Annotated in this window: 20 protein-coding genes; 5 read left to right on the top strand and 15 right to left on the bottom strand. The window is 54.5% G+C overall.

The window, feature by feature from the left end; genetic code table 11:
• Positions 1-20: 20 nt before the first annotated feature.
• The 6 genes from FHS18_RS21510 to FHS18_RS35240 all read right to left on the bottom strand — a co-directional run bounded on the left by FHS18_RS21510 (position 21) and on the right by FHS18_RS35240 (position 6,890).
• A complete protein-coding gene (locus FHS18_RS21510) occupies positions 21-458 on the bottom strand; it encodes a MarR family winged helix-turn-helix transcriptional regulator (RefSeq protein ID WP_183602437.1) in 438 nt (145 codons plus the stop codon).
• Positions 459-759: 301 nt separating this feature from the next.
• Entirely contained in the window at positions 760-1,482 is a 723-nt protein-coding gene (locus FHS18_RS21515; RefSeq protein ID WP_183602481.1) for an ATP-binding cassette domain-containing protein, read from the bottom strand.
• Positions 1,483-1,496: 14 nt separating this feature from the next.
• A complete protein-coding gene (locus FHS18_RS21520; RefSeq protein ID WP_183602439.1) occupies positions 1,497-2,144 on the bottom strand; it encodes an amino acid ABC transporter permease in 648 nt (215 codons plus the stop codon).
• A 97-nt stretch (positions 2,145-2,241) separates the two neighbouring features.
• Positions 2,242-3,060: a basic amino acid ABC transporter substrate-binding protein gene (locus tag FHS18_RS21525; protein ID WP_183602440.1), complete on the bottom strand. Its 819-nt coding sequence runs from the start codon at positions 3,058-3,060 to the stop codon at positions 2,242-2,244.
• A gap of 119 nt (positions 3,061-3,179) precedes the next feature.
• Positions 3,180-4,460 carry a GGDEF domain-containing protein gene (locus FHS18_RS21530; RefSeq protein ID WP_183602441.1) on the bottom strand — a complete coding sequence of 427 codons (1,281 nt, stop codon included), beginning with the start codon at positions 4,458-4,460 and terminating at the stop codon, positions 3,180-3,182.
• 141 nt (positions 4,461-4,601) lie between these two features.
• A complete protein-coding gene (locus FHS18_RS35240; RefSeq protein ID WP_183602442.1) occupies positions 4,602-6,890 on the bottom strand; it encodes an EAL domain-containing protein in 2,289 nt (762 codons plus the stop codon).
• A 259-nt stretch (positions 6,891-7,149) separates the two neighbouring features.
• On the opposite strand from FHS18_RS35240, the gene FHS18_RS21540 reads away from it, so the two are divergent.
• Complete coding sequence (locus FHS18_RS21540) at positions 7,150-7,365, top strand: hypothetical protein (protein ID WP_183602443.1); 216 nt, start codon at positions 7,150-7,152, stop codon at positions 7,363-7,365.
• Between the two features lie 116 nt (positions 7,366-7,481).
• On the opposite strand, the gene FHS18_RS35245 is transcribed toward FHS18_RS21540, so the two are convergent.
• The 7 genes from FHS18_RS35245 to FHS18_RS21575 all read right to left on the bottom strand — a co-directional run bounded on the left by FHS18_RS35245 (position 7,482) and on the right by FHS18_RS21575 (position 15,051).
• Positions 7,482-8,576 (bottom strand): diguanylate cyclase, encoded by a 1,095-nt coding sequence (locus FHS18_RS35245; RefSeq protein ID WP_183602444.1) that lies wholly within the window; start codon positions 8,574-8,576, stop codon positions 7,482-7,484.
• A 174-nt stretch (positions 8,577-8,750) separates the two neighbouring features.
• Positions 8,751-9,263: an acyl-CoA thioesterase gene (locus FHS18_RS21550; RefSeq protein ID WP_183602445.1), complete on the bottom strand. Its 513-nt coding sequence runs from the start codon at positions 9,261-9,263 to the stop codon at positions 8,751-8,753.
• A 189-nt stretch (positions 9,264-9,452) separates the two neighbouring features.
• Entirely contained in the window at positions 9,453-11,021 is a 1,569-nt protein-coding gene (locus FHS18_RS21555; RefSeq protein ID WP_183602446.1) for an AraC family transcriptional regulator, read from the bottom strand.
• A 260-nt stretch (positions 11,022-11,281) separates the two neighbouring features.
• On the bottom strand, positions 11,282-12,265 hold the full coding sequence (locus FHS18_RS21560) for a siderophore ABC transporter substrate-binding protein (RefSeq protein WP_183602482.1): 984 nt from the start codon (positions 12,263-12,265) through the stop codon (positions 11,282-11,284).
• A gap of 140 nt (positions 12,266-12,405) precedes the next feature.
• Entirely contained in the window at positions 12,406-13,164 is a 759-nt protein-coding gene (locus tag FHS18_RS21565; RefSeq protein ID WP_183602447.1) for an ATP-binding cassette domain-containing protein, read from the bottom strand.
• On the bottom strand, positions 13,155-14,108 hold the full coding sequence (locus tag FHS18_RS21570) for an iron chelate uptake ABC transporter family permease subunit (RefSeq protein ID WP_183602448.1): 954 nt from the start codon (positions 14,106-14,108) through the stop codon (positions 13,155-13,157). Before FHS18_RS21570 ends, FHS18_RS21565 begins: the two co-directional genes overlap by 10 nt.
• Positions 14,098-15,051: an ABC transporter permease gene (locus tag FHS18_RS21575; RefSeq protein WP_183602449.1), complete on the bottom strand. Its 954-nt coding sequence runs from the start codon at positions 15,049-15,051 to the stop codon at positions 14,098-14,100. The genes FHS18_RS21570 and FHS18_RS21575 overlap by 11 nt, the downstream gene beginning before the upstream one ends.
• Positions 15,052-15,339: 288 nt before the next feature.
• Here FHS18_RS21575 and FHS18_RS21580 point away from each other — a divergent pair, with 288 nt between their 5' ends.
• Together FHS18_RS21580 and FHS18_RS21585 are read left to right on the top strand one after the other, a co-directional pair.
• Positions 15,340-16,152, top strand: coding sequence for a hypothetical protein (locus FHS18_RS21580; protein WP_183602450.1), 813 nt, complete (start codon positions 15,340-15,342; stop codon positions 16,150-16,152).
• Positions 16,153-16,238: 86 nt separating this feature from the next.
• Entirely contained in the window at positions 16,239-17,162 is a 924-nt protein-coding gene (locus tag FHS18_RS21585; protein ID WP_343060619.1) for a DMT family transporter, read from the top strand.
• Between the two features lie 119 nt (positions 17,163-17,281).
• Here the strand turns inward: FHS18_RS21585 and FHS18_RS21590 are convergent, their stop codons facing one another.
• Both FHS18_RS21590 and FHS18_RS21595 read right to left on the bottom strand, forming a co-directional pair.
• The gene (locus FHS18_RS21590; RefSeq protein ID WP_183602451.1) at positions 17,282-19,609 is read right to left on the bottom strand and encodes a bifunctional diguanylate cyclase/phosphodiesterase; all 2,328 of its coding nucleotides are present in this window, start codon (positions 19,607-19,609) and stop codon (positions 17,282-17,284) included.
• 4 nt (positions 19,610-19,613) lie between these two features.
• Positions 19,614-19,889, bottom strand: coding sequence for a hypothetical protein (locus tag FHS18_RS21595; protein ID WP_183602452.1), 276 nt, complete (start codon positions 19,887-19,889; stop codon positions 19,614-19,616).
• Between the two features lie 226 nt (positions 19,890-20,115).
• Between FHS18_RS21595 and FHS18_RS21600 the strand changes: the two genes are divergently transcribed.
• Both FHS18_RS21600 and FHS18_RS21605 read left to right on the top strand, forming a co-directional pair.
• The gene (locus FHS18_RS21600; RefSeq protein WP_183602453.1) at positions 20,116-20,769 is read left to right on the top strand and encodes a glycoside hydrolase domain-containing protein; all 654 of its coding nucleotides are present in this window, start codon (positions 20,116-20,118) and stop codon (positions 20,767-20,769) included.
• Positions 20,770-21,069: 300 nt separating this feature from the next.
• On the top strand, positions 21,070-25,137 hold the full coding sequence (locus FHS18_RS21605; RefSeq protein ID WP_183602454.1) for a bifunctional 2',3'-cyclic-nucleotide 2'-phosphodiesterase/3'-nucleotidase: 4,068 nt from the start codon (positions 21,070-21,072) through the stop codon (positions 25,135-25,137).
• The last annotated feature ends 7 nt before the right edge of the window (positions 25,138-25,144 follow it).

Below are 25,144 nucleotides of genomic sequence, written 5' to 3' on the forward strand. Positions count from 1 at the left end.
AGCAAGGTGCTGTGTTTTCTTTATCCGTTCCCCAAATTCGTGCGTTCTAACAAAAGCGTGAAGATCCGCCGCAAATGTTCGATGTCTTCATCCGGCAGCTTCGTGAAGATCGCCGACATCGCTTCATTCTGCTTGGCATGGATCCGCTCGATATGCGCACGGCCTTCTTCGGTTATTGCCACATGGACGACGCGTCGATCGTGATCGTCACGGGTGCGGACGACAAAACTCTTCTCGATCATCTTGTCGGCCATTCCGGTTATCGCTCCGGGGGTAACCCCAAGCTGCTCGGCGAGCTCAACCGACTTGGCCGGTCCCTCAACCATTAACGCGTACAACATTCGGAATTGGGTTAGCGTCAAATCGTGATCCGTGGACTCTTTCCACTCCTGCGTGGCCTTCTTAATGAAACACTTGAAAAGCGCAGGCAGCTCCAAAAGCTGGGCTTTGTCCTGCATGGTTCCCACCTTCTTTTGTTGACCTCTAAATTATTTAGCACTAAAACATTTAGTAATATAACTCTTTCTCGAGGTAACCGTCAAATATAAATTTCGCTTCAACAGCCGATTTCCGCTCATTTATCCGCCTACAATGCACCTTATCTTGCGATTATCTTGCCCACGCTCCGCTTTTGACATGTGGATACTTGGATGCAATGCACCGTGCCGCGACAACAAAAAAAGACGCCCTCCTGGGCGCCCATTTCGAACTTATATCGATTTCTTCTATTCTGTAAGCTATCTATGGCCCCTTCTCTTACTACAGCACTTTCGAGAGAAAAGCTCTGGTCCGATCCTGCTGCGGGTTCTCGAAAATGACCGTCGGGGGTCCTACCTCGACAATCCCGCCTTGCTCCATGAAGACGACCCGGTCTGCGACCTCGCGCGCGAAGCCCATCTCGTGCGTGACGACTACCATCGTCATCCCTTCGGCAGCCAGCTGCTTCATGACGGCCAGCACCTCGCCGACCATCTCCGGATCAAGCGCCGAAGTCGGCTCATCGAAGAGCATGATTTTCGGTTCCATCGCCAGCGCCCTTGCGATCGCTACGCGCTGCGCTTGACCGCCTGACAGCGAAGGCGGGAATGCCTGCGCCTTGCTCTCCAGCCCGACCTTGCGCAGCAGCTCCATCGCTTTGGCACGCGCCTTCTCCGGGTCTTGCTTTCTTACTTTAATAGGGGAAAGCGTAATATTATCAAGAACCGTCAGATGCGGGAACAGATTGAACTGTTGGAATACCATGCCGACCTCGGTGCGGATTTCCGTCAGCTTCGTCGCCTTATCCATAAGCGACTTGCCTTCGATTCGAATGTCTCCGCCTTGCGCCTCTTCCAAGCCGTTGAGACAGCGCAGCAGCGTCGATTTGCCCGAGCCAGAAGGTCCGATGACGACCATCACTTCTCCGTCATTCACGTTCACGCTGACGTCCTTCAGCACCGTATTGCTGCCGAATGCTTTCTTAAGCTGGCTTACTTCGATCACTGTCGGCATACGAGCTACACCTTCCTTTCCATATAACTAAGCAGCTTGCCGAGCAGATACGTCAAGATGAAGTAGATCAGCGCCGCTGTCAAATATGGCTCCCATACGCGATAGTACTGTGCGCTCATCGCTTTGCTCCAGTACATGATCTCCGGTGCCGCTATGACCGCTACGAGCGACGAGTCCTTCACGAGCGTAATGAATTCGTTGCCGAAGGCCGGTACCATCCGTCGAATCGCTTGCGGCAGAATGACCAGTCGCATCGCCTGCGCATGCGTCATCCCCAAGGAATAAGCGGCTTCCGTCTGGCCGCGGTCAATCGACATAATGCCCGCCCGGTAGATCTCCGCCGTATAAGCCGCTGCATTCAGCGAGAGGGCGGCGACTGCAGCAACGAGCGGATCGCTCTTTCCCCATAGGATCGGTACGACGCAGAAGTGGACGAGGAAAATCTGGACGAGCAGCGGCGTGCCGCGGAAGAAGTTAATATAAATACTTGCCGGCCATCTGAAGTACCAGGGCCGTGACATTTTGCCCAGGCTGATCACAAGTCCCAGGATCGACCCGAGCAGGATGGAGCCAAGCGAGATGCCGATCGTGTAGAGGGCACCGCGCAGGATAAGAGGCAAATAATCAATGATGATATCAAAACGAAAGTCCATCCATGTCATCCTTTCCTCTAGTAGCGTATTAAAGTTCAATCATGCAAAAAGCATGCGCCGTATCGTTCACATGCGCATGCTTCGCTCTCGAGAAATTCTACTCCGCGCTCAACAAGGCTGCCGTATCAGGCTCCTCACCGAACCACTTCTTGTACACTTCCGCATACGTTCCGTTCTCGATGACCGTCTTGATGGCCGGATCCAGCTTCGCTTTCAGCTCGCTTCCCTTCGGAAGCAGAACGCCGTAAAATTCCGAGACGAAATTCGTTTCATCCAGAAGGCCTTCATAGTTCTTGTCTGGATTGTTCTTCATGTATTCGCGAACGATCGCGATGTCGGCCACGACCGCATCAACGCCGCCTTGGTCCATCTCCATCAACGCCAGCGCATTATTCTCGAATCGGCTCAGATCCGTATTGCCTTGGCCCATAATGCCAGTCATCAGATCATCGGCCGTCGTGCCTTGTTGAACAGCGACTTTCTTGCCCTTCAGGTCAGTCGCGCTCTTGATGCCGCTGCCTTCTTTGACCAGAATCATGTTCGTCGATTCGAAATACGGCGCGGAGAAATCATACGTCTCTTGGCGCTCGTCCGTGATTGATACCGCGGAGATCGCCGCTTTGTATTCCGTACCTTGGCGTACGCTCTCCATCAGCGCATCCCAGCCGACGTTCTTCACTTCATACTTCAGGCCCGCTTCCTTCATAACCTCCGCCAGGAAGTCGATATCAAAGCCGGTAATCTTGTCTTTGTCCATGAATTCCATCGGTGCATAAGAAGCATCGCTAGCAATTAAATAAGTGACATCATCGCCGCTTGCACTGTTGCTATTGCCTGATTCATTGTTTTTCGATCCACAAGCCGCCAAAATAATGGTAATGATTGTAAGTACAGTGAGTAATTTTAATTTCTTCATGCATGATCACCCTTTATTTGTTTGATGGATTTATCAAAATAGTAGCAGGAAATGGGCGTATGCACAATGATAGAATGACAAAAATGTCAGTATTTCTAACATCGCCATTAAAATCGCCTTCATTCGACACGATTCCGGCCATTCGCCTTCGCTTGATAGAGGGCTTTGTCGGCTCTTGCGAGCAGCAGCGTGCCCTCTTCGTCATCTTCCGCCAGTAAGCTGGACACCCCGAAGCTCATCGTAATGGCATACGGCGGAAGCTTCTCCTCTACGATCAACGTCCGCAGACGTTCCGCCTCAGATCTCGCCTCGTCCAGATCACAGCCCGGCAACAGCAGGCAGAATTCCTCCCCGCCGTACCTGGACACCATTCTGCAGAATACCTTGCCATCTTGAAGCACCTTCGCCGCATGCTTGATGACCCGGTCTCCTTCGAGATGGCCGTACTCGTCGTTGAACCGCTTGAAATAGTCGATATCGCACAAAACGAGGCTAAACGGCACGCCTTGGCGCTTGGCTGCGCATACCAGCTTCGGCAGCTGTTCGTTTAAGTATCTGCGATTCGGTATGCCCGTCAGACCATCCAAATCGGCAAGCTGCGCCATCAAGCCGAATTTCTCCTTCAGCTCGCTGCGCATCTGGTCGATATTGGCGATCAACCGTCCCAAGTCGTCCTTCTTCTTCCGCCTCGGGACCGGAACGTCGAAATTCCGCTTCGTGTAAGCGCGGGCCGACTCCGCCAGCACATGCAAATTCTCCATATCCTGCCGCAGCCGCCGGGACAGGAACGCCACCTGCGCCAAGATCAACAGCACGGCCGTTATGCCGAACCAGCCCAACTTCTCGCTGACGTTCTTCTGCAGCTCCTGGAAGGCGGTCTCCTTGGCCGTGAGCTGCAGCTCCTCCGCGTAATCAGCGGCATCGCGGAAAGCCTCGAATCTCGCCTTCCCCGCACGGAGCTCATCGATGGAAACCTCGCCTAGATCGAACCGCTTCTTCCTCACCTGGATTTGGGCGTAATCATCATGCCAGTAGATGGCACGCTTGATGACTTCCTGCAGCGCAACGTACAACTTCTCGGGCATATCCTTCTCTTCATTAATCAATTGGACAAGTTCGTTAAACTGCATCGTCCCGAGAATATAAGGCTCCAGAAACTCTTCGTCCCCCGTCAGCTCGAAGCCGCGCTGTCCGGTCTCCTGATCGATCATCGCCGAGCGCAGCTGCATCAGATGATCGGACAGGCGTTCGATCCGCGCATTCGTCTGGACGGATTCCTTGAAATCTTTATTGATCATATAAAGGCCGCCGGCAATGAGCAGAATTAACCCTACTCCGCTAAGCAGCAGACCATTAAAGATATCTCGGCCGAAGCGACGCTTCGGGATAAGCAAGCGCATGCTGCTGCACCTCTCTATGTTAGTCTGATAAACTCTCGAGACAAACCAATCAGCGTCGCTGAATGCTGCCTCCTTAGCCTCGGGGGGCAAACCAATCAGCGTCGCTGAATGCTGCCTCCTTAGCCTCGGGAGGCAAACCAATCAGCGTAAAAAACGCCCTTCAAAATCGGCTACCGCAAGCGGCTTGCCGAAGTAATACCCCTGGATGGCCCCGCAGCCCCGCTCCTTCAGGAACAGATACTGGCTATGCGTCTCCACGCCTTCGGCAATAACCTCGACTTTCAAGCTGGCCGCCATGGCGAGAATCGCTTCAATAATGGTGGACTGCTCTTCGTTCTCGCCGATGTCCCGCACGAAAGCTTGATCGATCTTCAGCTTGTCCACTTGATACCGCTTCAGCACAGCCAGCGAGGAATAGCCGGTCCCGAAATCATCCATCGCGATCTGGATGCCTCTGTCTTTCAAGGCAAGCAGCTTCTCCACGGCTTCACGTTCATCCGACATGGCTATGCTCTCGGTAATTTCCAGCACGAGCAATTCCGGCGGGAGCGTCGTTTCCTCCAGAATCGCGATGATGCTGGCGACAAAATCCGGCTCCTGAAACTGGCGCAGCGAGACATTGACCGAAATAAGGAACGGCTGACTCAGCCCCTGCTGCATCCAAGCGACCGCCTGCCTGCAGGCGGTTCGCGTCACCCAATTGCCGATCGGGACAATCAGTCCCGTCTCCTCCGCGATGGGAATGAACACGGCCGGCGACACCGATGGACCGTTCTTCGGCTGCCAGCGGATCAGCGCCTCAGCGCCGATGAGCGCTTGACTCTCCGCGGCGAACTGCGGCTGGTAGTGCAGTAGCAGCTCATTCTGTTCGATCGCCTTGCGCAGCGCCTGTTCCATCGCCAGCTGGCGCGTAAGGGAATGGGACATTTCCTCCTGATAGAAGACCTGTCTGCCCCCGCCCTGGCTCTTCGCCCGGTACAAGGCCAGATCGGCCTTGCGCATCAGTTCGAGCTCCGTCGCTCCCGCTTGAGCGAACGCGATTCCGATGCTCACCGTCAGCAAATACTCGATATGCTCATGTAACTCGAAAGGTCTAGCCATGGCGCCTTGAATGCGGTCCGCCCATAGCGAGAGCTGACCCGGCTGCGTCTCGCACTCGAGCAAGATCGCGAACTCGTCCCCGCTCTGCCTCGCCACCGTCCCGCAGCCGTCGATTACCTCGGTGAGCCTTTGCGCCGCCTGACGGATAATTTGATCGCCGGCCGAATGGCCGTATGTATCATTGGCATATTTGAACCGGTCCATATCCAGCAGCATGACCGCCGTGATCGTTGGCGAGTCCTTCGCCTGAAGCGCATGCCGCACCCGTTCCTCAAAATAACGGCGGTTCGGAAGTCCGGACAACATATCGTGGTTCGCCATATATTCGTACTGCCTGACCAGTTGTTCGGAACGCTCCACCAAGGACTCGTTCTCCTTCAGCATGAGCACCTGACGGACGAGAATAAGCAGCACGGCCGCGCCGCCGCCGATCATCAGACCGTTCCAGACCCGCACTTGATCGAGCGCCATCACCATGAGCGCCGCGAAGCTAAAGCCAGGCACATACAGCCGCATGAAGGCGCTGCGCTTCACAGGCGCTGGCTTCAACGCGTCGTTGTCCGCTTCCTCGCCTTTGCCATTCAGCGCAGCGAGCGGGAGCAGCAGCAGACCGAAGTTATAGACGACCGCTGACCAGCTTCCTATAAACGGAAGCCCCTTGGCGAGCAGCATGATATTAATGGAATCCGAGATCCCCAGCAGAATAACAGCCGCTCCCAGCATGATCCAGGTACGGACCGGGAGGAAGCTGCGATAAGCAAAGAATAAGGTGATGATCATACAGAGGCTGATCAGGTCATACACCGGGAACAGCGACGTGCCGATGAAGGTGATCCAATCCATATGGCGTTTGATCGCATAGAGGCTCGGCAGAATGACATAACTCCAGCAGAGCGTATTCAGCACGAGAACGACGGTAAGCGCGTCGAACAAGTAACGCAGGCCGCGGTAGAGCGTTCGTTTATTGAAGAGAAGGCATATAATGGCGACGGGAAGCAGCAGCGCTTGAATATTCCAGATGAAGTCCGCCGCATTCGGCGAAGGCGGCACATGGCCAAGGAGGAGATAACAGCCATACCAAACCGCGGAGGCCGCCCCATACAGCAGGCAGAACCAGGACAGCAGCCGCCAGAAGAGGCCGTACGCACCCGGGAGCATTGATGCTGCCCTGCGGAGCACGTATACGGAATATAACGGAGGAACCACATTCATGAGGGCGATGAAGCCGATGAAACTTTCCCCTTGCATGGGCATTATGAATTGCAGGCCTATGTAGAGAACCATGGACAGAAGCAGCAGGAGCCGTGTAGAAGTCATATGGTGTTGCACGCGTCTCCCTCCAACTCGCTAAGATGTCATAATCAATCAAGCCTGTCCTATTGAAGAGCTAACACTTCTTGTCATTGTAAGTGCATTCAGGGCCATTATAACGTCCATGCCAAAAGTCTGTCTAGTCGTTCCTGACGCTAGGAGAAGTGATAGTGTTCAGCAGCCGCCTGATTGCGCTATTCCCAATTTGTGCATTGCCCTTTCGACGGGTTACAATAGCACAAAGGAATGGCCGCCAAGAGCAGAAGGAGGAGCGAATATGGCACATGTCCACAAGCTGCTGAGCGATCAGGATTTCACCGAAGCGATGGACAAGCAAGCGCGGCTTCGCGTATTTCGCGATGATCATGTCATCGATACGGACGGCGTTATCGTCCGCTTCGACGATCAGACCGTCGTTGTCCAGTCGTCTGTCAGCGACGTCGCCTATCATTCGCGCAAGGAGTGCGAGTTTTTCGAAATGAAGAGGCGGTAATGCTTCATCGTTTCTTGCCGTAAGGGGAGGAAAGCCGGCTGCTACTGGATGCAGGCCGGCTTTCTTCTCGTTTGGGCCACGGCTCGAACATTCCCGTTCCTCGCCCCCGTTGAACCTCAAGCCTGCATGGCCGTCCGGTTCCGCCCTTCCCGCTTCGCCTCATAGAGCAGCTTATCCGCTTGCGCGAACAACTCCGACTTGCTTAGTCCGGGCGAATAATCCTGCAGCCCCGCGCTGATCGTAGCGACGCGTCCGTTCATCTCCGGATGTTGGACCTGGCTGATCGCAAGTCGCATATCCTCCACCATCTGATACGTTTCCTCCAGCGATTTGCCTGTGAAGATAATCGCGAACTCCTCGCCTCCATAACGGGCAACGATGTCATTGACCGTTACAGCGTCATGGATCAGCTCGGCAACGCGGCGCAGAATGATATCTCCGATACTATGGCCATAGCTGTCATTAATGCTCTTGAAGTGATCGATATCGATAATCGCCAGCTGAATCGGCAACGGATACCGGGTAGCTTGGTCCACCAGATGGTCCAGATATTCTTGGAAGGTCCGATGATTATACAGCCCCGTAAGCGCATCCGTCTTCGACAGCTTATCGATGATCGTCTTCTCGATCCGCAGCTCCTGCTCCGTATCGATGGCCCTTCGCAGCGAGCTTAACACTTCAATCTCCCGTTGCATCACCGCATAGTAGATCGTGTAGCCTGCGCACAGGATACAGGCGTAAGAGATAAACTCGAATTCCAGAATGCGGTCCTTGAAATCCGGCATCCAAAAATAGATCGCCATGTACGCCACCAGGCTCAGGATGAAGCTCGCAACCAGCACGCGCATCCGGAAGAAGATCAAGGCGATTGCCATAGGCAGCAGCAGCGTGAGTTCAAGGCCGTCTACGGCGGGATGCGTCAGGATGAGCGTAAGGGATATCACGAATCCGCACAGCATAAGAAAATAAATCGAGAGGGTCTTATTCGCCCATTTTACGACCAAAAAGGTTATCGCAATGAATGAGAGCTGGATTGAGGTCGGAATGACGATGAAGTCGATCAGAAAATCCATCTGCAGCCCGTCGGACAGTTTGCGCGTGATTAACCAGGCCATCGTCTCTGCCGCAAGCGAGAACAGCACGACAATGCCATAGGAGATTAGAATGCGTCGTGACCAGTAGTTGAAATTATGCAGGGAAAGATCATGCACGCAGGGCAGCACCTCCTTCTATCGCCAACATTTGCGATTATGCGCTATCGTTAGCATGTCCTTTTCCTGGCATGGTTAAAAACCTTTTTCCTTCGGCTCGCATTCGCTATACAGCACAAAAAAGCAGGGGCAGCGGCTCGCTGCATTCCCTGCCTCGAACTTCAGACAGCGTCCCTACTCCCAAGGATACTTGGTTAGCAGGTAATCGGCAAATTTCTTGCTTTCTTCGCGGCGGTGCTTGCGCATCTGAGCCCGTTCGACAGCCGTTTCGTATAGCTTGTGCTCCTCTTCCGTCTCCGGTACAATATCGGGCACCACGATCGGCCGATTGTTCTCGTCGAGCGCCACGAACGTCAGGAAGGAGGTAGCCGCGATCTTCCGCTCGCCGCTTAACAGATCCTCGCGGATGACCTTGACGAAGATCTCCATCGAGCTTCGTCCCGTATAGGTGACGAACGATTCCAACGACACCGAATCCGTCGGGCGTATCGGCTGCAGGAAGTCGACGGAGTCCGTCGAGGCCGTAACCGCGGACGTACGGCACAGCTTGGAGGCGGATATGGAGGCGATATCGTCTATATAGGACATCAGCTTGCCGCCGAACAGCGTATTATGATTGTTCACATCGGTCGGGAATACCCGCGCTACCTTGAAGCATCTTGTCTCTCGAACAAATTTCTTCTCCATCCTAGCCACCGCTTTCTACCGAATCATGGTTATCGCTATGCATTGTACCCTGCCTGGAAAACCGCTATGCGTTTCTCTTCCATCCTACCTTTTTACCATAAACATGAAACAAGTTGAATAGTTTGATTTAAAACAAAAAACCGTCAAAGGCTCGGGCAGCCTTCGGCGGTTCTTCTCAACTTCCGTTCCCTAACCGCTCTCAAGCAGCTTCAATACGGTCTCTTCGACCAACCGTTCATGGACGGCGGCATTATAATTGATATGCTCCTGGTAACGAACGAACAGGCAGTGCTGCTTGGCACGGCCTCGTTTCTTCGCGCGCCACTGTTCCTCCAGCTGCTGGCAATAGGCCTCGGATTCGAGCTCGTCCACGAAGAACATGACGTTATCGCAGCCCAGCTTGGCAATATCGTCGAGATTGTCGGTGTCCATGAATTTAAGCTCCCGCACCTTGGGCGGCGGCGTCACCTGCAGGTCATCATAGAACAGATCCTTCATCTTCTGCATCTGCGTGCCGTAGACCCGGTACCCCTCGCCTTGCGCGATAACCAGCAGCAGCGGGTCGTTGCCGATCCGCCTGCGCACATGGCAGCGCGCATTCTCCACCTTCTGATCATAGTAGCTCAGCCAGCGCTCCGCAACGGTGCCAAGTCCCAGCAGGTCGCTGATATTCTGCAGCCGCTCCTTCCAGGAGATCCGCTTCCAGTGGAGCTCAACCGTCGGCGCGATGGCAGACAGCGCCTCGAAGATCGCGGCAGGCACCGGTCCGGTCAGAATGAGGTCCGGTTGTGCGGCCGCGATCGCCTCCAGCTTCTCGGCGAGTCCGATCCCTTCCCGAAGCTCCTCCGCCCACTTGCGCTTAACCCCGAATACAGGGGTGAGTCCGAGCGCGGCAAGATCGCCTTCGAAGACTGCGCTCAGCGTAGCTACGCGGCATGCGGCCAGCTGCGCATACTCGGTGGGACTAAGCCCGAGATGTTTCTTGAACAGGCGGCTGAAATAAAATTCGTCGACATACCCGACCGAGTGGGCGACATCCATGACGGTATCATGCGCCCCTGCCAGCAGACGCAGCGAGGCGTCCAGCCTAACCTTGGTCAAATACTTGTGCGGGCTAAGCCCCGTATAGCGCCGGAACGATTGATAGAACCGGCTGGCGCTGGAACCCGACTGTGCGGCGAGCTGCTCCACGTCGATCGGCTTATGGAACTGCTCGACCATATATTTGCGCGTCTGCTCCACATACTCATACACATCCTCTTCCGGTTCTTTCCGGTTGCGGACGCTCGTTAGCAGGGCAGAGGCGATTGCGTACAAATGAGACTGAAGCTGGTAATAGAGCGGCTCATCCCGGCTGCCGCCGTCGCTTAAGAAGTCTTGAATCCAACTGCGGATCTGCGGCATGCGGAAGATATAGAGCTTCTGAATGCCGCCTTTGCCGAGCACCGGCTCCGCCCCTTCCCCTACATCCTGCCAATTGCGACGGAACCGGATGAACACCACATGGGACTCATGCTTCGCCGTACTCTCCATGGTGCATTCCGTGCCGTAAGGAAGCAGGACCAGCTCTCCGCTGAGCAGCTTGCCCGAGCGGCGCTTACCGCCAATCTTGGCCGTAATGGCGATTCCTTCCTTCATCGCATAGACGAAAGCGTCCTCATGGCTAGTCTGCACCTGCACCTTAGAGCCGCCTTCGATCCGAAGCTCTTCCGCACCGCTGTAGTTTAAGGATAAACGACGCAAATCTAGCTGTGACATCCTCTTCACTCCCGCGTGTGTGATAGCATCATTTTAAATGAGAATAATTATCATTGTCAAATTCAGATCGAACCACGACTTTAGCCCCACGCTTGCGTCACCGCACGCAAGGTGAAACGGCTAACGCCGTCTTTGATGGCGTAGGCGCGTTTCATTCCGGAGAAATAGAAGATGATTTATAAACGTATAACTTATAAATGCTTATATTTGCAAAAGACCGTCAACCCGAACAGGTTGGCGGTCTTCCTTTAGCACTTCTTTTATTTCACGCCGGCTTCGACGTCAGTAACCATTTGCATGACCGACTGCAGACCGCCGCCGGATAGGTACCAATAGTTCGGATCCAGGTACTTGATTGCGCCGTTCTTATAAGCGTTCGTGTTCTTCACCAGATCGTTCTCGATGACTTCCTGGCCTTTGGATCCGCCTTCGCTCTCAACGACGGCGTCACGGTCGATAACGAACAGATAGTCCGGGTTCGTCTGTGCGATATACTCGCTCGTTACGCTTTGGCCGTGCGTGGAGGATTCGATCTTGTCATCCGCCGGAGCGACGCCCAGGACGTCATGAATGATGCCGAAACGGGAACCTTTGCCGTACGCGCTCAGTTTGCCGCCTGTCGTCAGGACGATCAGACCTTTCTTGCCGCTTGCGGCCGCCGCTTCGTTAACCGATTTGATCTTGTCGTTGATTGCCGCAAGCTCGGTTGCCATCTCCGCTTCCTTGCCGAAGACTTGACCGATGACGTTCATGTTCTCCGTGAAGGATTCCAGGTAACGAGCCGTGTCGACGCCGAGGTAGATCGTTGGCGCGATTTTGTTCAGTTCTTCATACGCTTCCGACGCACGGCCGGAGATGAAGATGACTTCCGGCTGCAGCGCAGCCAGCTTCTCGAAGTCCGGCTCGAACAGCGTTCCCGCGTTCTCCACCGTGTCTACGTTGTATTTGGCTTCCAGATACGACGGCAGGCTATCCTTCGGCACAGCCGTCACCGGAATGCCCAGCTTATCGAGCGTATCGAGTACGCCGTTATCGAATACGACGACTTTCGATGGGTTTACTTTAACCGTCGCTTCGCCAAGCTGGTGCTTGATCGTTACTTCCGTCGGCGCTTCTTCCGCAGGCTCGGCTGCTTCCTCGGTCGTCCCCGCGTTCCCTGCTGCCGTCGTCTGCTCAGCCGTATTGCCTTCGGCTGTATTCGTATTGTTGCTTGCGCTATTGCCGCATGCTGCCAGGACAAACATGAGCACGAATGTTAAAACTGCCAATAGTGCCTTCTTCTTCACTTTGTTCTACCCCTTTGTTCAATGAATTGGCTTACTTCTATGGTTTCATCGCCCTTGAATCAGGCGGACCGGACGGGCCCTGTCCGGACCAGCCGACTTTAGGCGAAGTAAACGCCTATGCGGTGACCGTTAATGGTCTCGATCGGAATATTCATATCGTAGACCTCCTGCAGTACGGCCGTGTCGATAATCTCGTCGGTCTCCCCTTCGCGGACGACCCGGCCATCCTTCAAAGCGACGATGTAGTCGGAATAGCAGGAGGCGAAATTAATATCGTGGATAACGAGAATGACGGTCTTGCCCATCTCGTCGACCAGCCTTCGAAGCACCTTCATAATCTGGACGGAATGCTTCATATCCAGGTTGTTGAGCGGTTCGTCGAGCAAGATGTATTCGGTGTTCTGCGCGATGACCATGGCGATGAATGCCCGCTGGTTCTGGCCACCGCTCAGTTGATCGAGATACTTATCCTGCATGCTCGTCAGATCCATGTAGGCAATCGCTTCATCCACATACCGCCAATCCTCCTTCGACAGCCTTCCCTGCGAGTAGGGAAACCGGCCGAAGCTGACCAGCTCCCTGACCGTAAGCCGGACATTGATATGATTGGACTGCTTCAGAATCGAGATTTTCTTCGCAAGCTCGGTACTGTTCGCGTTCGAGACTTCCTGCCCGTCGATCAGCACCTCGCCGCTGTCCTTCGTCAGCAGCCGGCTGATGATGGACAAGAGCGTGCTTTTGCCAGCGCCGTTCGGACCGATGAACGAGGTGATCGCCCCTCGTTTGATTTCCACTGAGACGTTGTCGATGACATTCTTATCTCCGTACCGCTTGGATACGCCTTTGACTACGACCACGACCGATTCTCCTTTAAGACAAGATAGATGAAGTAAATGCCGCCGATGAAATTGATGATGACGGCCAATGTTGTCGAGAACGTGAACACCCGTTCGACGATCAGCTGCCCGCCGATCAGCGTTACGATGCTGATCAGGATCGAACTTGGAATAAGGACGCTATGGCGGTAAGTCCGCATGAGCGGGTACGTAATATTCACGACCAGGAGGCCGAGGAAGGTAATCGGCCCGACCAGCGCGGTCGAGATCGCCACCAGCACGGAGACGACGAGCAGCAGCCGTTTGACCACCGCGTCATAAGGCAGCCCCAGGTTCACCGCATGATCCTTGCCGAGCGCAAGGACGTCCAGATATTTGGCATAACGAAGGAAATACGCGACGGCGCAAGCAGCGACCACAATCGAGATAACCAACAAGTCCGTGTTCACGTTATTGAAGCTGGCGAACATCTTGTTCTGCAGCACGAGAAACTCATTCGGATCGATCAGCATCTGCATGAAGGAAGCGATGTTCGAGAAGAACGTCCCGAAGATGATCCCGACGAGCAGCAGGAAGTAGATCCCCCTGCCTTCCCGCTTGAAGAGCATCTTGTACAGCAGTCCCGCGAACAGCACCATCATTCCGACCGAGAGCAGGAAGTGTACGTTCTTGTCCATCATGACGAGCGTGGTCGAACCGAACAAATAGACGATGAACGTCTGAATCAGCATATAGAGCGAATCGAGGCCGATGATGCTCGGCGTCAGGATCTTGTTGTTGGTAATGGTCTGGAACACGACCGTCGAGAAGGCGATCGCACCGCCGGTCAGGATGATCGCGAGAATCTTCTTCGCCCGGCGCGGCAGGATGTAATCCCAGTTGCCGCCGGATTGAATCGTCATGAATACGATGACGAGCAGCACGCTGACGGCGGCCAGCAGCGCGATTTTGGACTTATAACCCATATGCCTTTCTCCTCATAAGCAAGTAAAGGAAGATGCCGCTTCCGAGGACACCAACCGTAAGACCGATCGAAATTTCGTACGGATAGAGCACGACACGGCCAACAATGTCGCAGAACAGCAGGAAGACCGCGCCGAGCAGAGCCGTATGGGTCAAATTTTTCTTCAGATGATCGCCCTGATAGATCGTGACGATATTCGGAATGATGAGGCCCAGGAACGGAATGGTGCCGACCGTCAGAATGACGACCGCGCATACCAGCGAGACGATCACTAGTCCGATGTTGACCACCCGCTTGTAATTCAGGCCCAGGTTCAGCGAGAAGTCCTCGCCCATGCCCGCCACCGTAAACTTATTGGCAAAGATATAAGCCAGAATGATGAGCGGCACGCTCAGATAGAGCAGTTCGTAGCGTCCCTTGAGCACCATGGAGAAATCACCGTGCAGCCAGGAGCCGAGCGTCTGGAGCAGATCGTGCTTATAGGCGAAGAACGTCGTGACCGACCCGATCACCCCGCCGTACATCATGCCGACCAACGGGATGAAGACGCTGTCCTTGTATTTGACGCGGTCCAGGATTTTCATGAATACGAATGTGCCGGCCAACGCGAACAGAAACGCGAACGACATCTTCTGCAGCGGCGTGGCTGCCGGCAGCAGCAGAATTCCGACCAGCAAGCCCAAGCTTGCGGAGTCCATCGTCCCTGCCGTCGATGGCGAGACGAATTTATTGCGGCTAAGCTGCTGCATGATGAGACCGATGATACTCATGCTGACGCCGGCAATTAGGATGGCGATCAGACGCGGAATCCGGCTGATCAGTATCACTTGCGTCTGATCGTCCGTCAGGCGCAGCAGGTCTAGCGGACTGACATCGTGGACACCGATGAATATGGAGCAAACCGACAGCACGATAAGCGCTGCCCACAAATAACGTGTACGCATGAGCTCGTTCCTTTTCCTGATGATTCAATTGATAACTATTATCATTATCATTTAGTCTATTGATTTTCGACCGATCTTGAATGGACTTTCCGTTAGAAGGCATGGATATTCCGGTTCAGGCAAGGATGGATTTGGAAATTAGTCACTTGACACGCGTACGTACGTTCGATAAAATGTGCGCATAACCCTAATTGCGAACGGAAGCACCGGCGCATAGAGGCTGTCATCAGCCTTTATTGCGACCGGTGCTTTTTTGCGTTCGCTTGCGGGCTCGAGGAGGAGTTACCTATGAAGCGATTGATGTACTGGGGAGTGCTGCTGTGCTTGCTGGTTGCCGCATTCCAGCCGATGTCGACGGCCGCTGCGCTGTCCATGACGAACACGGCCAAGACCTCGCTCGATAAGACTGCGGCGGCTGCCAGCCCTACCATCAGCCAGAAGCTGAAGAATGGCTGGAATGAGCTCTCCGCCCTACAGGTGAAGGACGGGCAGATTGAGGCTAGCGTAGATTCACAGCATTATCGTAACGCCGAGGCGCTGTCAGCCGCGAAGAAGCAGATCAAGCTGATCGACGCGGCCAAGATCGCGCAGCTGACCGCACAAGTGGATACGGCGAAGAAGAAGTACGAGCCGCTCTTTAATTCGTACAGCGCGCTTACGCAACAGGTTAATTTGGCCCGCCAGCTGGGGAGCAAGGAGCTCACGGCCATTCTTCGGGCACAGCAGGATGCGATGAAGGCCGCCGTGGCCCTTGCCCGGGCGGATATCCGCAATAAGCAGGCGGCCCTGACCGCAGCCAAGGAGAGTCTGGCGAAGAAGACGAAGACGATCCGCACGACATTGGAAGCGATCGAGCCGCTCGAGACGAAGATTAAAGCCGTCAAGAGTACGATGAAGGTACCGAAGAAGAACCTGACGACGTCATGGAGCAATTTTACGAGCGCCGCTCGCAAGACCGACGCGGCCAGCACCCTCGCTGCGCTCACCTTATGCATCTCCCTCTCCGGCCAGATCAACGCGAGCAAGCAGCAGATTCTTGGTTACGAGCAGCAGATCGCCCAGGTCATAACCCGCGCGAACGCTCAGATTAAGGCGGCCTGACGCCTGGATTTGGCGCTTGCTCTTTCGTATGCGCGGCAGTAGAATAGAATGTCTGTATCTACACTTACATCTTAGGAGACGCTGCCGTGAAACATCCCGCACCACCGATTGCGCCGATCATCCCGCTTCTCGTCGGCATGGTCGCCATCTCATTCGCGCCGATTCTCGTCCGCTATTCGGACGCGCCGGTATCCGTCCAAGGCATGTACCGCATGCTGCTGACCTTCCTGCTCATGCTTCCGTTCGGAAGCAAGCACTTTCCCGCGATTCGACGTATCTCCGGCAAGGACTGGATGCTCTTGTTCTTCGCCGGATTCTTCCTAGCGCTTCACTTCTTGCTCTGGATGGCTTCCTTAACCTACACCTCCATTGCAAGCTCGACGATTCTGCTGTCGCTGGAGCCGGTGCTCGTCATGATCGGCACCTTCTTCCTCTTCAAGGATAGAGCGAGCCGTCTGGCTATCTTCGGGATGATTATCGCCCTGGCCGGCGCGATCTGCGTCGGGTCCGGCGACATGAGCGTCTCGCGCGAAGCGGTATTCGGCGACCTACTGTCTTTCTTAGGGACCGTCGCCGTTGCGATCAACATGCTCATCGCCAAGCAGATCATGACGCGCGTGCCTTCCTATCTATACAGCTTGATCGTGTTCTTCGTCACCTTTGTCTGCTTCGCCGGCTACAACATCGCCATGGGAATCGAGATGTTCGATTATCCATCGCGCGAATGGATCGTGTTCCTGCTGCTGGCGATCATTCCTACCGTGTTCGGTCATCTGATCTTCAATTGGCTGATGCCGTATGTAAAAGCGACCACGATCTCGATGTCCGTACTTGCCGAACCGGTCGGAGCGAGCATACTCGGCATGATGCTCTTCAAAGAAATGGTGACGCACACGCAGCTCATCGGCGGCGCCTTCATTATTGCCGGTCTGTATATTTATTTGAAGGGGGAGCAGCAGCCGAAGAACGAGAAGATAACTGGCGCGATTAACAAGGAGCAGGCGGGCTAGAATCATTTCAGGTTGATTTAAGTTTCGCTCTCTATACTTCTCCTTACACCCCCCTTGTTATATAGGAACGAGTTTAGGCCCGCAATCGCTTCTGCGATTGCGGGCCCCTTTTTTGCCGTTCACTGCGAACGTTTTATTTTATCCGCCTGGCTCTCGAGCAGCACGCGCCTTACATCATCGGCCGGCATTGGCTTAAAGAAATAGAAGCCCTGGATCAGTTCACAACCGCTCTCGTTCAGGAACTGCGCTTGCTCCGGCGTCTCCACGCCTTCGGCGACCATTTGCAGCTGGAACGATTTGGCCATCAGAATAATGGCGCGAATCATGGCTCTGTCCCGTTCATCTGTCTGGATGCCGCGGACGAAGAATTGGTCCAGCTTGATCTTCGTCACAGGGAATCGCTTCAAGTAACTAAGGGAAGAGTAATGGGTGCCGAAGTCGTCGATCGATATGGCAATCCCTAGCTCACGCAGCTTGCCCAGCGTCTCGAGCTGCTCGTCCTTCATCGCCATGTTCTCCGTAATCTCAAGTTCCAGGTCGGATGGACTGAGCCCCGTTTCCTCGAGTACCGCATGCACCTTATCGACGATATCTTTCTCCATCAGCTGCTTCACCGACAGATTGACCGAGATTTGCAGCGGAATGCCATATTCCTGCTGCAGCTTCTTCGTATACTGGCAAGCTTCCCGCAGCACCCATTCGCCGATCGGCACGATTAAGTTGAGCTCTTCGGCCAGCGGGATGAATTGTGCCGGCGAGATAAATCCCCGCTTCGTATGATTCCAGCGGAGCAGCGCCTCGATCCCGAAGATACGTCCCTGCGTACAATCCACCTGCGGCTGATAATAAACCTCCAGTTCCCCGCGCAGCATCGCCTCCCGAAGATGATTGCCCATCTCCAGCTTCTGCATCGATTCGGTCTCCATATACGGCTCGAAGAACCGATAACTCCCGCCGCCGTCCCGCTTTGCCTGATACATCGCGATATCGGCTTTCATCAGCAGCGTGCCTTGGTTAATCCCATCCTCCGGATAGCAGGAGATACCAATGCTCGGTGACATGTAGATGGCTTTTCCTTCCACGTCGAATGGCTCGACGAAGGCGTCCAGAATGCGTTCAGCAGCCGACCGAATACGAGGCAAACCGCATTCATCGATGGAACCCGCCAGCAAGAGCGCGAATTCATCGCCGCCGAAGCGCGCGAATTCCTGCATATCGATATGGAGCCGTTTGATTCGATGCGCTACTTCGACTAACATCTGATCACCTTGCTGATGGCCGTAATTGTCGTTGATCATTTTGAACCGGTCCAGATCGAAGAACAATACCGCCGCCGCAAAACCTTCCGGCTTGCCGCTCAGCAACCTCTCTACCCCGTTCTGAAAAGAAGCCCTGTTCGAGATGTCCGTCAGCGAGTCATGATAGGCCATATGGCTAAGCTGTATCTCGGAATCGCGCAGCGCGCCCGCATATTGATCGAGCAGTGCATACTGTTCCCGCAACTCCTGCTCGCCGGCGGCGAGATTATCATTGATCGCAGCCAGCTCATCGTTGGAATCGCGAAGTTCTTTCGTTCGCCGGTCGACCAAGAGCCGAAGCGTATCGCGCTGGCGGCGAATCCCCATATAAATTAGCGCAAGCAGCAATAGAGCCAGGAAACTCATCGCTCGGACGATGTTGGTCTGCGTGTAGACCTCCTTCAAGCTGGCCTTGGATGGAACGGCCCCCATCTCCCACGTCGTCTGAGGGAAATGAACCTTATGCGCAAAATGCTTGCCCGTGAATATCGCGTTATCGCCATAGAACGCCGGCTCCTCGCCCGCACGAATGGCAATCTCGCTGCCTGCGGCTCCTTTATCGGATATCCGTGTTTGGGCGAGCAGCGTATCCAGATCAATCGCCACCGATACCAGTCCCCAAAAATGACGTTCCTGGTAAATCGACTTCCGGGCCAGAATCGCCATATTCCCCTGAAGAAGTTTCATGGGACCGTACACATGCATTTTAGGATCCGCGATATCAAGCGCAATTTGTTTCTTCACACTCGGCCTTGGATCCTGAAGGAAGTTCCAGCCTAAGATCGAATCATTGCCTTCCTCCGGATACACATACGCCACGATTCCGTCCGGGGCGATGATGAAATTGTAGGCAATACTGCCGGTTGAATGGTACAGTGTCCGTAGGAAGGCATTCGTCAGCAGCGCGAACTCGTCCTTGGTCTGCCCTTGATCGAAGGAGCTGACATAGGCATCCAAGCTCGCCATCAGCCCGAAATTCCGGTCCGCGACCGCCTGCAGCGTCATCGACCAGGAGGCCAGCTGGATTTGCGTCTCGCTGTCCACGGCGTCCAGCAGTGAGCGCTCATACTTTCGAATCGCCCATTCTCCTAGCGTAAGCAACGAGGCGAACAGGACGGCTGCCATAACCAGATGTATAGCCTTTTTCATTCTCTCACCACCTCCCTTGCGAAATTCTGACGTACATATCCGGACTTTCAGAAAAACCAATCCTTTTGCGGAATGCTGCGTGTCTATCCTCGACACGCAAACCAATCTCTTTGCGGAATGCTGCGTGTCCGTCCTCGACACGCAAACCAATCCTTTTGCGGAATGCTGCGTGTCCTTCTTCGACACGCAAACCAATCTCTTTGCGGAATGCTGCGTGTCCTTCTTCGACACGCAAACCAATCTCTTTGCGGAATGCTGCGTGTCCGTCCTCGACACGCAAACCAATCTCTTTGCGGAATGCTGCGTGTCTATCCTCGACACGCAAACCAATCCGCAAGACGTATACATATATTCGTCATTTCAAACGGAATAGTGAAGAGAACCACCCATTAGGAACGAAAGGCAGATTTAGGCTTTGCTTGCAGGGGTGACCTTGCCGCTAACCTGCGCTTAGGCAGCTGCATATATATAGAATGTCATTCATCCGATTCTAAGGAGCTGCTTGCATGGCCAATCCGGTATGGGGCGTGGATTCCGCGGCGCCCGCCAATTTGCAATTGCTGAACTGCGTCAAGAACGCATACGGCAACCCGAAAGTATGGGGGAGATATATTAAGACCGTCCCCGGCGCGGCGGACGGATTAACCGCGCAGGAAGTTACCTTTTTGCGCAATAACGGGATCAAAATCTTGCCGATCTACAGCGATTTCCGCGAAGCGGTCGGCTACCAGAACGGCCAGACTGTCGCCCGCAACGCCATCTTCCATGCAGGACGGTTGGGCATCCCCCGCAATGTCGCCGTCTTCGCCAACGTCGAACGGTTCTTCCGCGTCGATGCGGCCTGGATTCGCGGCTGGGTCAACACCTTCTATAACAGCGACTTCAAGCCAGGCATCTACAACGACCCGACCGAAGGCGGATTCAGCAGCGCCTATTGTGCCGCCGCGGCCGAAGACGAGAAGGTAAGCGCACACACGATTCTGTGGAGCGCCGAGCCTGAACCCGGCGTGAGCAAAGAACGGGAAGCTCCCGCCTATAACCCGATTAAGCCGCCGTGCGAAGCGCACGTTTGGGGCTGGCAATATGGAAGGGATGCGGAGGACTGCTCGATCGATACGAATTTGTTCTCCCCGCTGCTACTCCCGCATTTATGGGGATAAACCTCTCATCGCATTAACAAATTTTCATTCCCCTCATCACACTCACCTTACATTTGTGCGTCATCGAAATAATCCAGTAAATTCCTCATGCTTGGTTCCAAGACACCGAATCCGGTGTCTTTCTTCCTAATAACGCGCTATTAATTCCATTAATTATTTCATTCCTATTCCGACTTACATTTACTACCAACGTTTACCCGATTTATACAAATAACTAAAAAGTTTAGTATATCAATTCTTACTATTCTGTTTTATGATGACTATGTAAATATAGATAACATGAAGGGTAGGTATTCGTGCATGCAACAACCTATTAAGAAGCGTGTCAGCAAGATTCTGGCGTCATCCTTGACGTTCAGCTTGCTCGCGCTGCCTTTCAGCGGCGGCTTGGCAACAGCTGCGGACGCAAGCTCGACGCTGAAACTGCGGATTATGGAAACGACGGACATCCACACCAACATCATGAACTATGATTACTACAAGGATGCAACTTCCGACACCGTCGGCCTCATCCGCACATCCAGCCTGGTCAAAGCCGCTCGCGCGGAAGTGAGCAACACGTTCCTCGTCGACAACGGCGACTTGATCCAAGGCACCCCGCTTGGTACATACAAAGCTACCGTAGCGCCGCTTAAGGAAGGCGAGGTTCATACCGTTTATCAAGCGATGAACCAAATGGGCTATGACGTAGCGACTTTCGGTAACCACGAGTTCAACTACGGCCTTGATTACTTGAGCAATGCGATCAAAGGCGCGAACTTCCCTTACGTCAATGCCAATGTCTATGTCGATGACAAGGACAACAACCCGGACAATGACGTGAACCAATTTGAGCCGTACAAGATCATCGAGAAGACGTTCAAGGATGAAGCAGGCAATGAGCAGAAGGTTAAGATCGGCGTGCTCGGCCTGGTGACGCCGCAGATCACGACGTGGGACAAGACGTGGCTCGAAGGCGAAGTTATCGCCAAAGATATCGTCGCGACCGCCGAGAAATTCATTCCGAAGCTGAAAGAAGCAGGCGCGGACATCATTATCGCGATGACCCACTCCGGCTTTAGCGGCTCTGCGCAAGCGAACACCGGCGCGGAAGATGCGATCTACCCGCTCAGTAAAGTCGAAGGCATCGATGCGATCACCTTCTCTCACACGCACAAAGTTTTCCCTGCCGCAGACGTGAAGTCGCTGGACGCTCTATTCAAGGATGCTTCCGGCAATCCGCTGCCTGGCGTTGATAATACGAACGGCACCATCAACGGCGTACCTGCCGTACAAGCCGGTTACGGCGGCAACAACCTCGGCCTCATCGATCTGACGCTCGAGAAAGCAGACGGCAAATGGACAGTGGCTACCTCCAAGTCTTCCACTCGCGCCATCTACGACAGCGTGGCGAAGAAACCGACTGTCGAAGCCGACCAAGCGATCGTCGACGCGGTCAAAGCCGACCACGAAGCAACGATCAAATACGCGAACAGCCCGATCGGCACAACGACAGCGCCGATTCACAGCTACTTCGCGCTCGTACAGGACGACCCTTCGATCCAGATCGTGACGAATGCGCAGCGAGCGTACGTCGAAGATTATGTCGCGAAGAATCTTCCGCAATATAAAGATACGCCGATCCTCTCCGTAGGCGCGCCATTCAAAGCCGGCCGCAACGGCGTGGAAGAGTTCACCGAGATCAAAGCCGGCCCGCTCGCGATCAAGAGCGCAGGCGACCTGTACCTGTACGACAACACGCTGAAGGCGATTCTCGTCAAAGGCTCCGTCGTGAAGGAATGGCTCGAGATGACGGCAGGCAAGTTCAATCAGATCGATCCGAACAAGACGGAAGAGCAGGCGCTCCTTAACCCGCAATTCCAGGTCTACAACTTCGACGTAATCGACGGCGTGACGTACCAAGTCGATGTGACGAAGCCGGCGAAATACAATGTGGACGGCACGGTAGCGAATGCAAGCGCAAGCCGGATCGTGAACCTGAAGTACAACGGCAAAACCCTTGACCCGAATCAGGAATTCATCGTCGTCACGAACAACTACCGCGCGGGCGGCGGCGGTAACTTCCCAGGGGTGAAAGGCAGCAAATATCTGATCGACTCCCCGGATGAGAACCGTCAAATCCTGATGGACTACATCACGAAGCAGAAGGAAATCAACCCGACGGCGGACAACAACTGGTCCATCGCGCCGATCTTCGGCGATGTGAATGTGACCTTCACGTCCTCCCCGAAAGGCGCGGACTACGCGAAAGCTTCATCCAACATTGCGTATACCGGCAAGACGGATGAGAAAGGCTTCGGCATTTTCAACATCGACCTGAGCAAGACGTTCTCCGACGTGCCGACAACGCATTGGGCATTCGAATCCGTGAACGCGCTGGCAGCGAAGCAGATCGTAACGGGTAAGACCGACACGACGTTCGATCCGAGCGCTTCGGTTACGCGTGCGGAATTCGCTACCATGCTGGCGAAGGCGCTGAACCTGACGGCAACCGGCAAATCGACGTTCAAGGACGTACCGGCTAGCGCTTGGTATGCAACCTATGTAACGGCAGCTGCTGAGAACGGCCTTGTCAGCGGCGTAAGCAAGACGGCTTTTGCGCCGACGCAGACGATTACCCGCGAGCAGATGGCGGTTATGGCCGGCAACGCGCTGAGCCTGCAAGCGAAACAGAAACTGACAGCTGACCAAGCAGCCTCCTTCTCGGACAACGCGGCGATCAGCAAATGGGCGCAAGCAGCGGTTGATGTGGTCGTAGACCGCGGCGTGATGAACGGCGCCGGCGGTGCATTCAAGCCGAAAGCTTCGACGACGCGCGCGGAAGCGGCGAAAGTCGTGAACACGCTCATCACCGATATCTCCGTTCAGATTCTGGGCATCAATGATTTCCATGGCCAGCTGGACTACAAGAAAGACGTGAAGGACGCAACAGGCAAAGTCGTCTCCACAGTAGGCGGCGCGGAATATTTGGCAACGTACCTGAAACAACGTGAAGCAACGAACCCGAACACCTTGCTCGTTCATGCGGGCGACGCGGTTGGCGCGAGCGCTCCCGTCTCCGCCCTGCTGCGGGACGAGCCGACGATCGACTTCCTGAATCGTCTAGGCTTTGACGTTGGCACGATCGGCAACCATGAATTCGACCGCGGCGCTGATGAGATGCTTCGTCTGATCAACGGCGGCAAGAACCCGGATACAGGCGCTGATTTCGAAGGCGCACAGTTCCCTTACGTCGCAGCTAACGTCGTTGACGAGAACGACAAACCGCTCCTTGACCCTTATGTGGTCAAAGAAGTCGGCGGCGTGAAGATCGGATTTATCGGCGTCGTCACGAACATTACGCCAACCATTGTTAAAGCAGAAGCCATTAAAGGCATCAAATTCCTGGATCAGAAAACCGTTGTCAACAAAGCGGTTGAAGAACTGAAAGCACAAGGCGTACGCTCGATCGTCGTACTCGCGCACGACCCGTTCACGATGGTGAATGGCGCGCCGACAGGCGAAGTGGTTGACCTGGCGAATGCGGTTGACGACGAAGTCGACGTCATCCTGGCCGGCCATGACCATGGCAAGCTGAATACGATCGTCGATGGCAAAATCGTCGTCGAAGCATTGTCCTACGGTACGGCATTCTCCGACCTGGATCTGGCGATTGACCGTGCAACGAAGAACATCATCGTCTCCAAGTCGAAAGCGGAAGTTGTCGACGTGAAGCGAGAAGGCGTAACGCCGGACGCCGAGATTGCCGAGATGATCAAGTCGTACCAAGATAAGAACGCGCCTGTAATGAACGCACCTGTCGGTACGACAACCGCGGCGATTACGCGTACGGTTACCGCCGCTGGCGAATCTGCATTGGGCAACCTGATCGCGGACGGCATGCGCGAAACGATGAAATCGGACTTCGCTTTCATGAACTCCGGCGGTATCCGTAACGACATGCCTGAAGGCAAAGTGACGTATGGCAGCATGTTCAGCATCCAGCCATTCGGCAACGTGCTGATCAAGCTGACGCTGACCGGCGCTCAGATGAAAGAGCTGATGAATCAACAATGGACCGCAACCGGCGCGAAGATCGGCCAAGTGTCCGGCTTCACGTACAGCTACGATTCGACGAAGCCGATCGGCGAGCGCATCGTATCCATTAAGAAAGCGGACGGCACGCCGTTGCAAGACGACGCTGCGTACACCATCGTCGTGAATGACTTCATGGCAACAGGCGGCGACGGCTACACGGTACTGACGAAAGGCACGAACCGCGAAGCCGGTCCAGTCGATCTCGACGCAACAATTGCTTATGTCAAAGCGAAATTCGGCGAAGGCGCGATTACAGCCGCAACCGAAGGCCGCATCACGAAAGTGAACTAATTCATTT

Source organism: Paenibacillus phyllosphaerae (assembly GCF_014192105.1).
In the GTDB taxonomy this organism is placed as follows: domain Bacteria; phylum Bacillota; class Bacilli; order Paenibacillales; family Paenibacillaceae; genus Paenibacillus_Z; species Paenibacillus_Z phyllosphaerae.

Bases quoted from the DNA above. Each gene is read 5' to 3' on its own strand.
- FHS18_RS21540 (WP_183602443.1), top strand. From the start codon at position 7,150: ATGGCACATGTCCACAAGCTGCTGAGCGATCAGGATTTCACCGAAGCG.
- FHS18_RS21530 (WP_183602441.1), bottom strand. From the start codon at position 4,460: ATGCGCTTGCTTATCCCGAAGCGTCGCTTCGGCCGAGATATCTTTAAT.
- FHS18_RS21590 (WP_183602451.1), bottom strand. From the start codon at position 19,609: ATGAAAAAGGCTATACATCTGGTTATGGCAGCCGTCCTGTTCGCCTCG.
- FHS18_RS21570 (WP_183602448.1), bottom strand. From the start codon at position 14,108: ATGGGTTATAAGTCCAAAATCGCGCTGCTGGCCGCCGTCAGCGTGCTG.
- FHS18_RS21600 (WP_183602453.1), top strand. From the start codon at position 20,116: ATGGCCAATCCGGTATGGGGCGTGGATTCCGCGGCGCCCGCCAATTTG.
- FHS18_RS21575 (WP_183602449.1), bottom strand. From the start codon at position 15,051: ATGCGTACACGTTATTTGTGGGCAGCGCTTATCGTGCTGTCGGTTTGC.
- FHS18_RS21550 (WP_183602445.1), bottom strand. From the start codon at position 9,263: ATGGAGAAGAAATTTGTTCGAGAGACAAGATGCTTCAAGGTAGCGCGG.
- FHS18_RS21580 (WP_183602450.1), top strand. From the start codon at position 15,340: ATGAAGCGATTGATGTACTGGGGAGTGCTGCTGTGCTTGCTGGTTGCC.
- FHS18_RS21520 (WP_183602439.1), bottom strand. From the start codon at position 2,144: ATGGACTTTCGTTTTGATATCATCATTGATTATTTGCCTCTTATCCTG.
- FHS18_RS21605 (WP_183602454.1), top strand. From the start codon at position 21,070: ATGCAACAACCTATTAAGAAGCGTGTCAGCAAGATTCTGGCGTCATCC.
- FHS18_RS21555 (WP_183602446.1), bottom strand. From the start codon at position 11,021: ATGTCACAGCTAGATTTGCGTCGTTTATCCTTAAACTACAGCGGTGCG.
- FHS18_RS21560 (WP_183602482.1), bottom strand. From the start codon at position 12,265: ATGTTTGTCCTGGCAGCATGCGGCAATAGCGCAAGCAACAATACGAAT.
- FHS18_RS21525 (WP_183602440.1), bottom strand. From the start codon at position 3,060: ATGAAGAAATTAAAATTACTCACTGTACTTACAATCATTACCATTATT.
- FHS18_RS21510 (WP_183602437.1), bottom strand. From the start codon at position 458: ATGCAGGACAAAGCCCAGCTTTTGGAGCTGCCTGCGCTTTTCAAGTGT.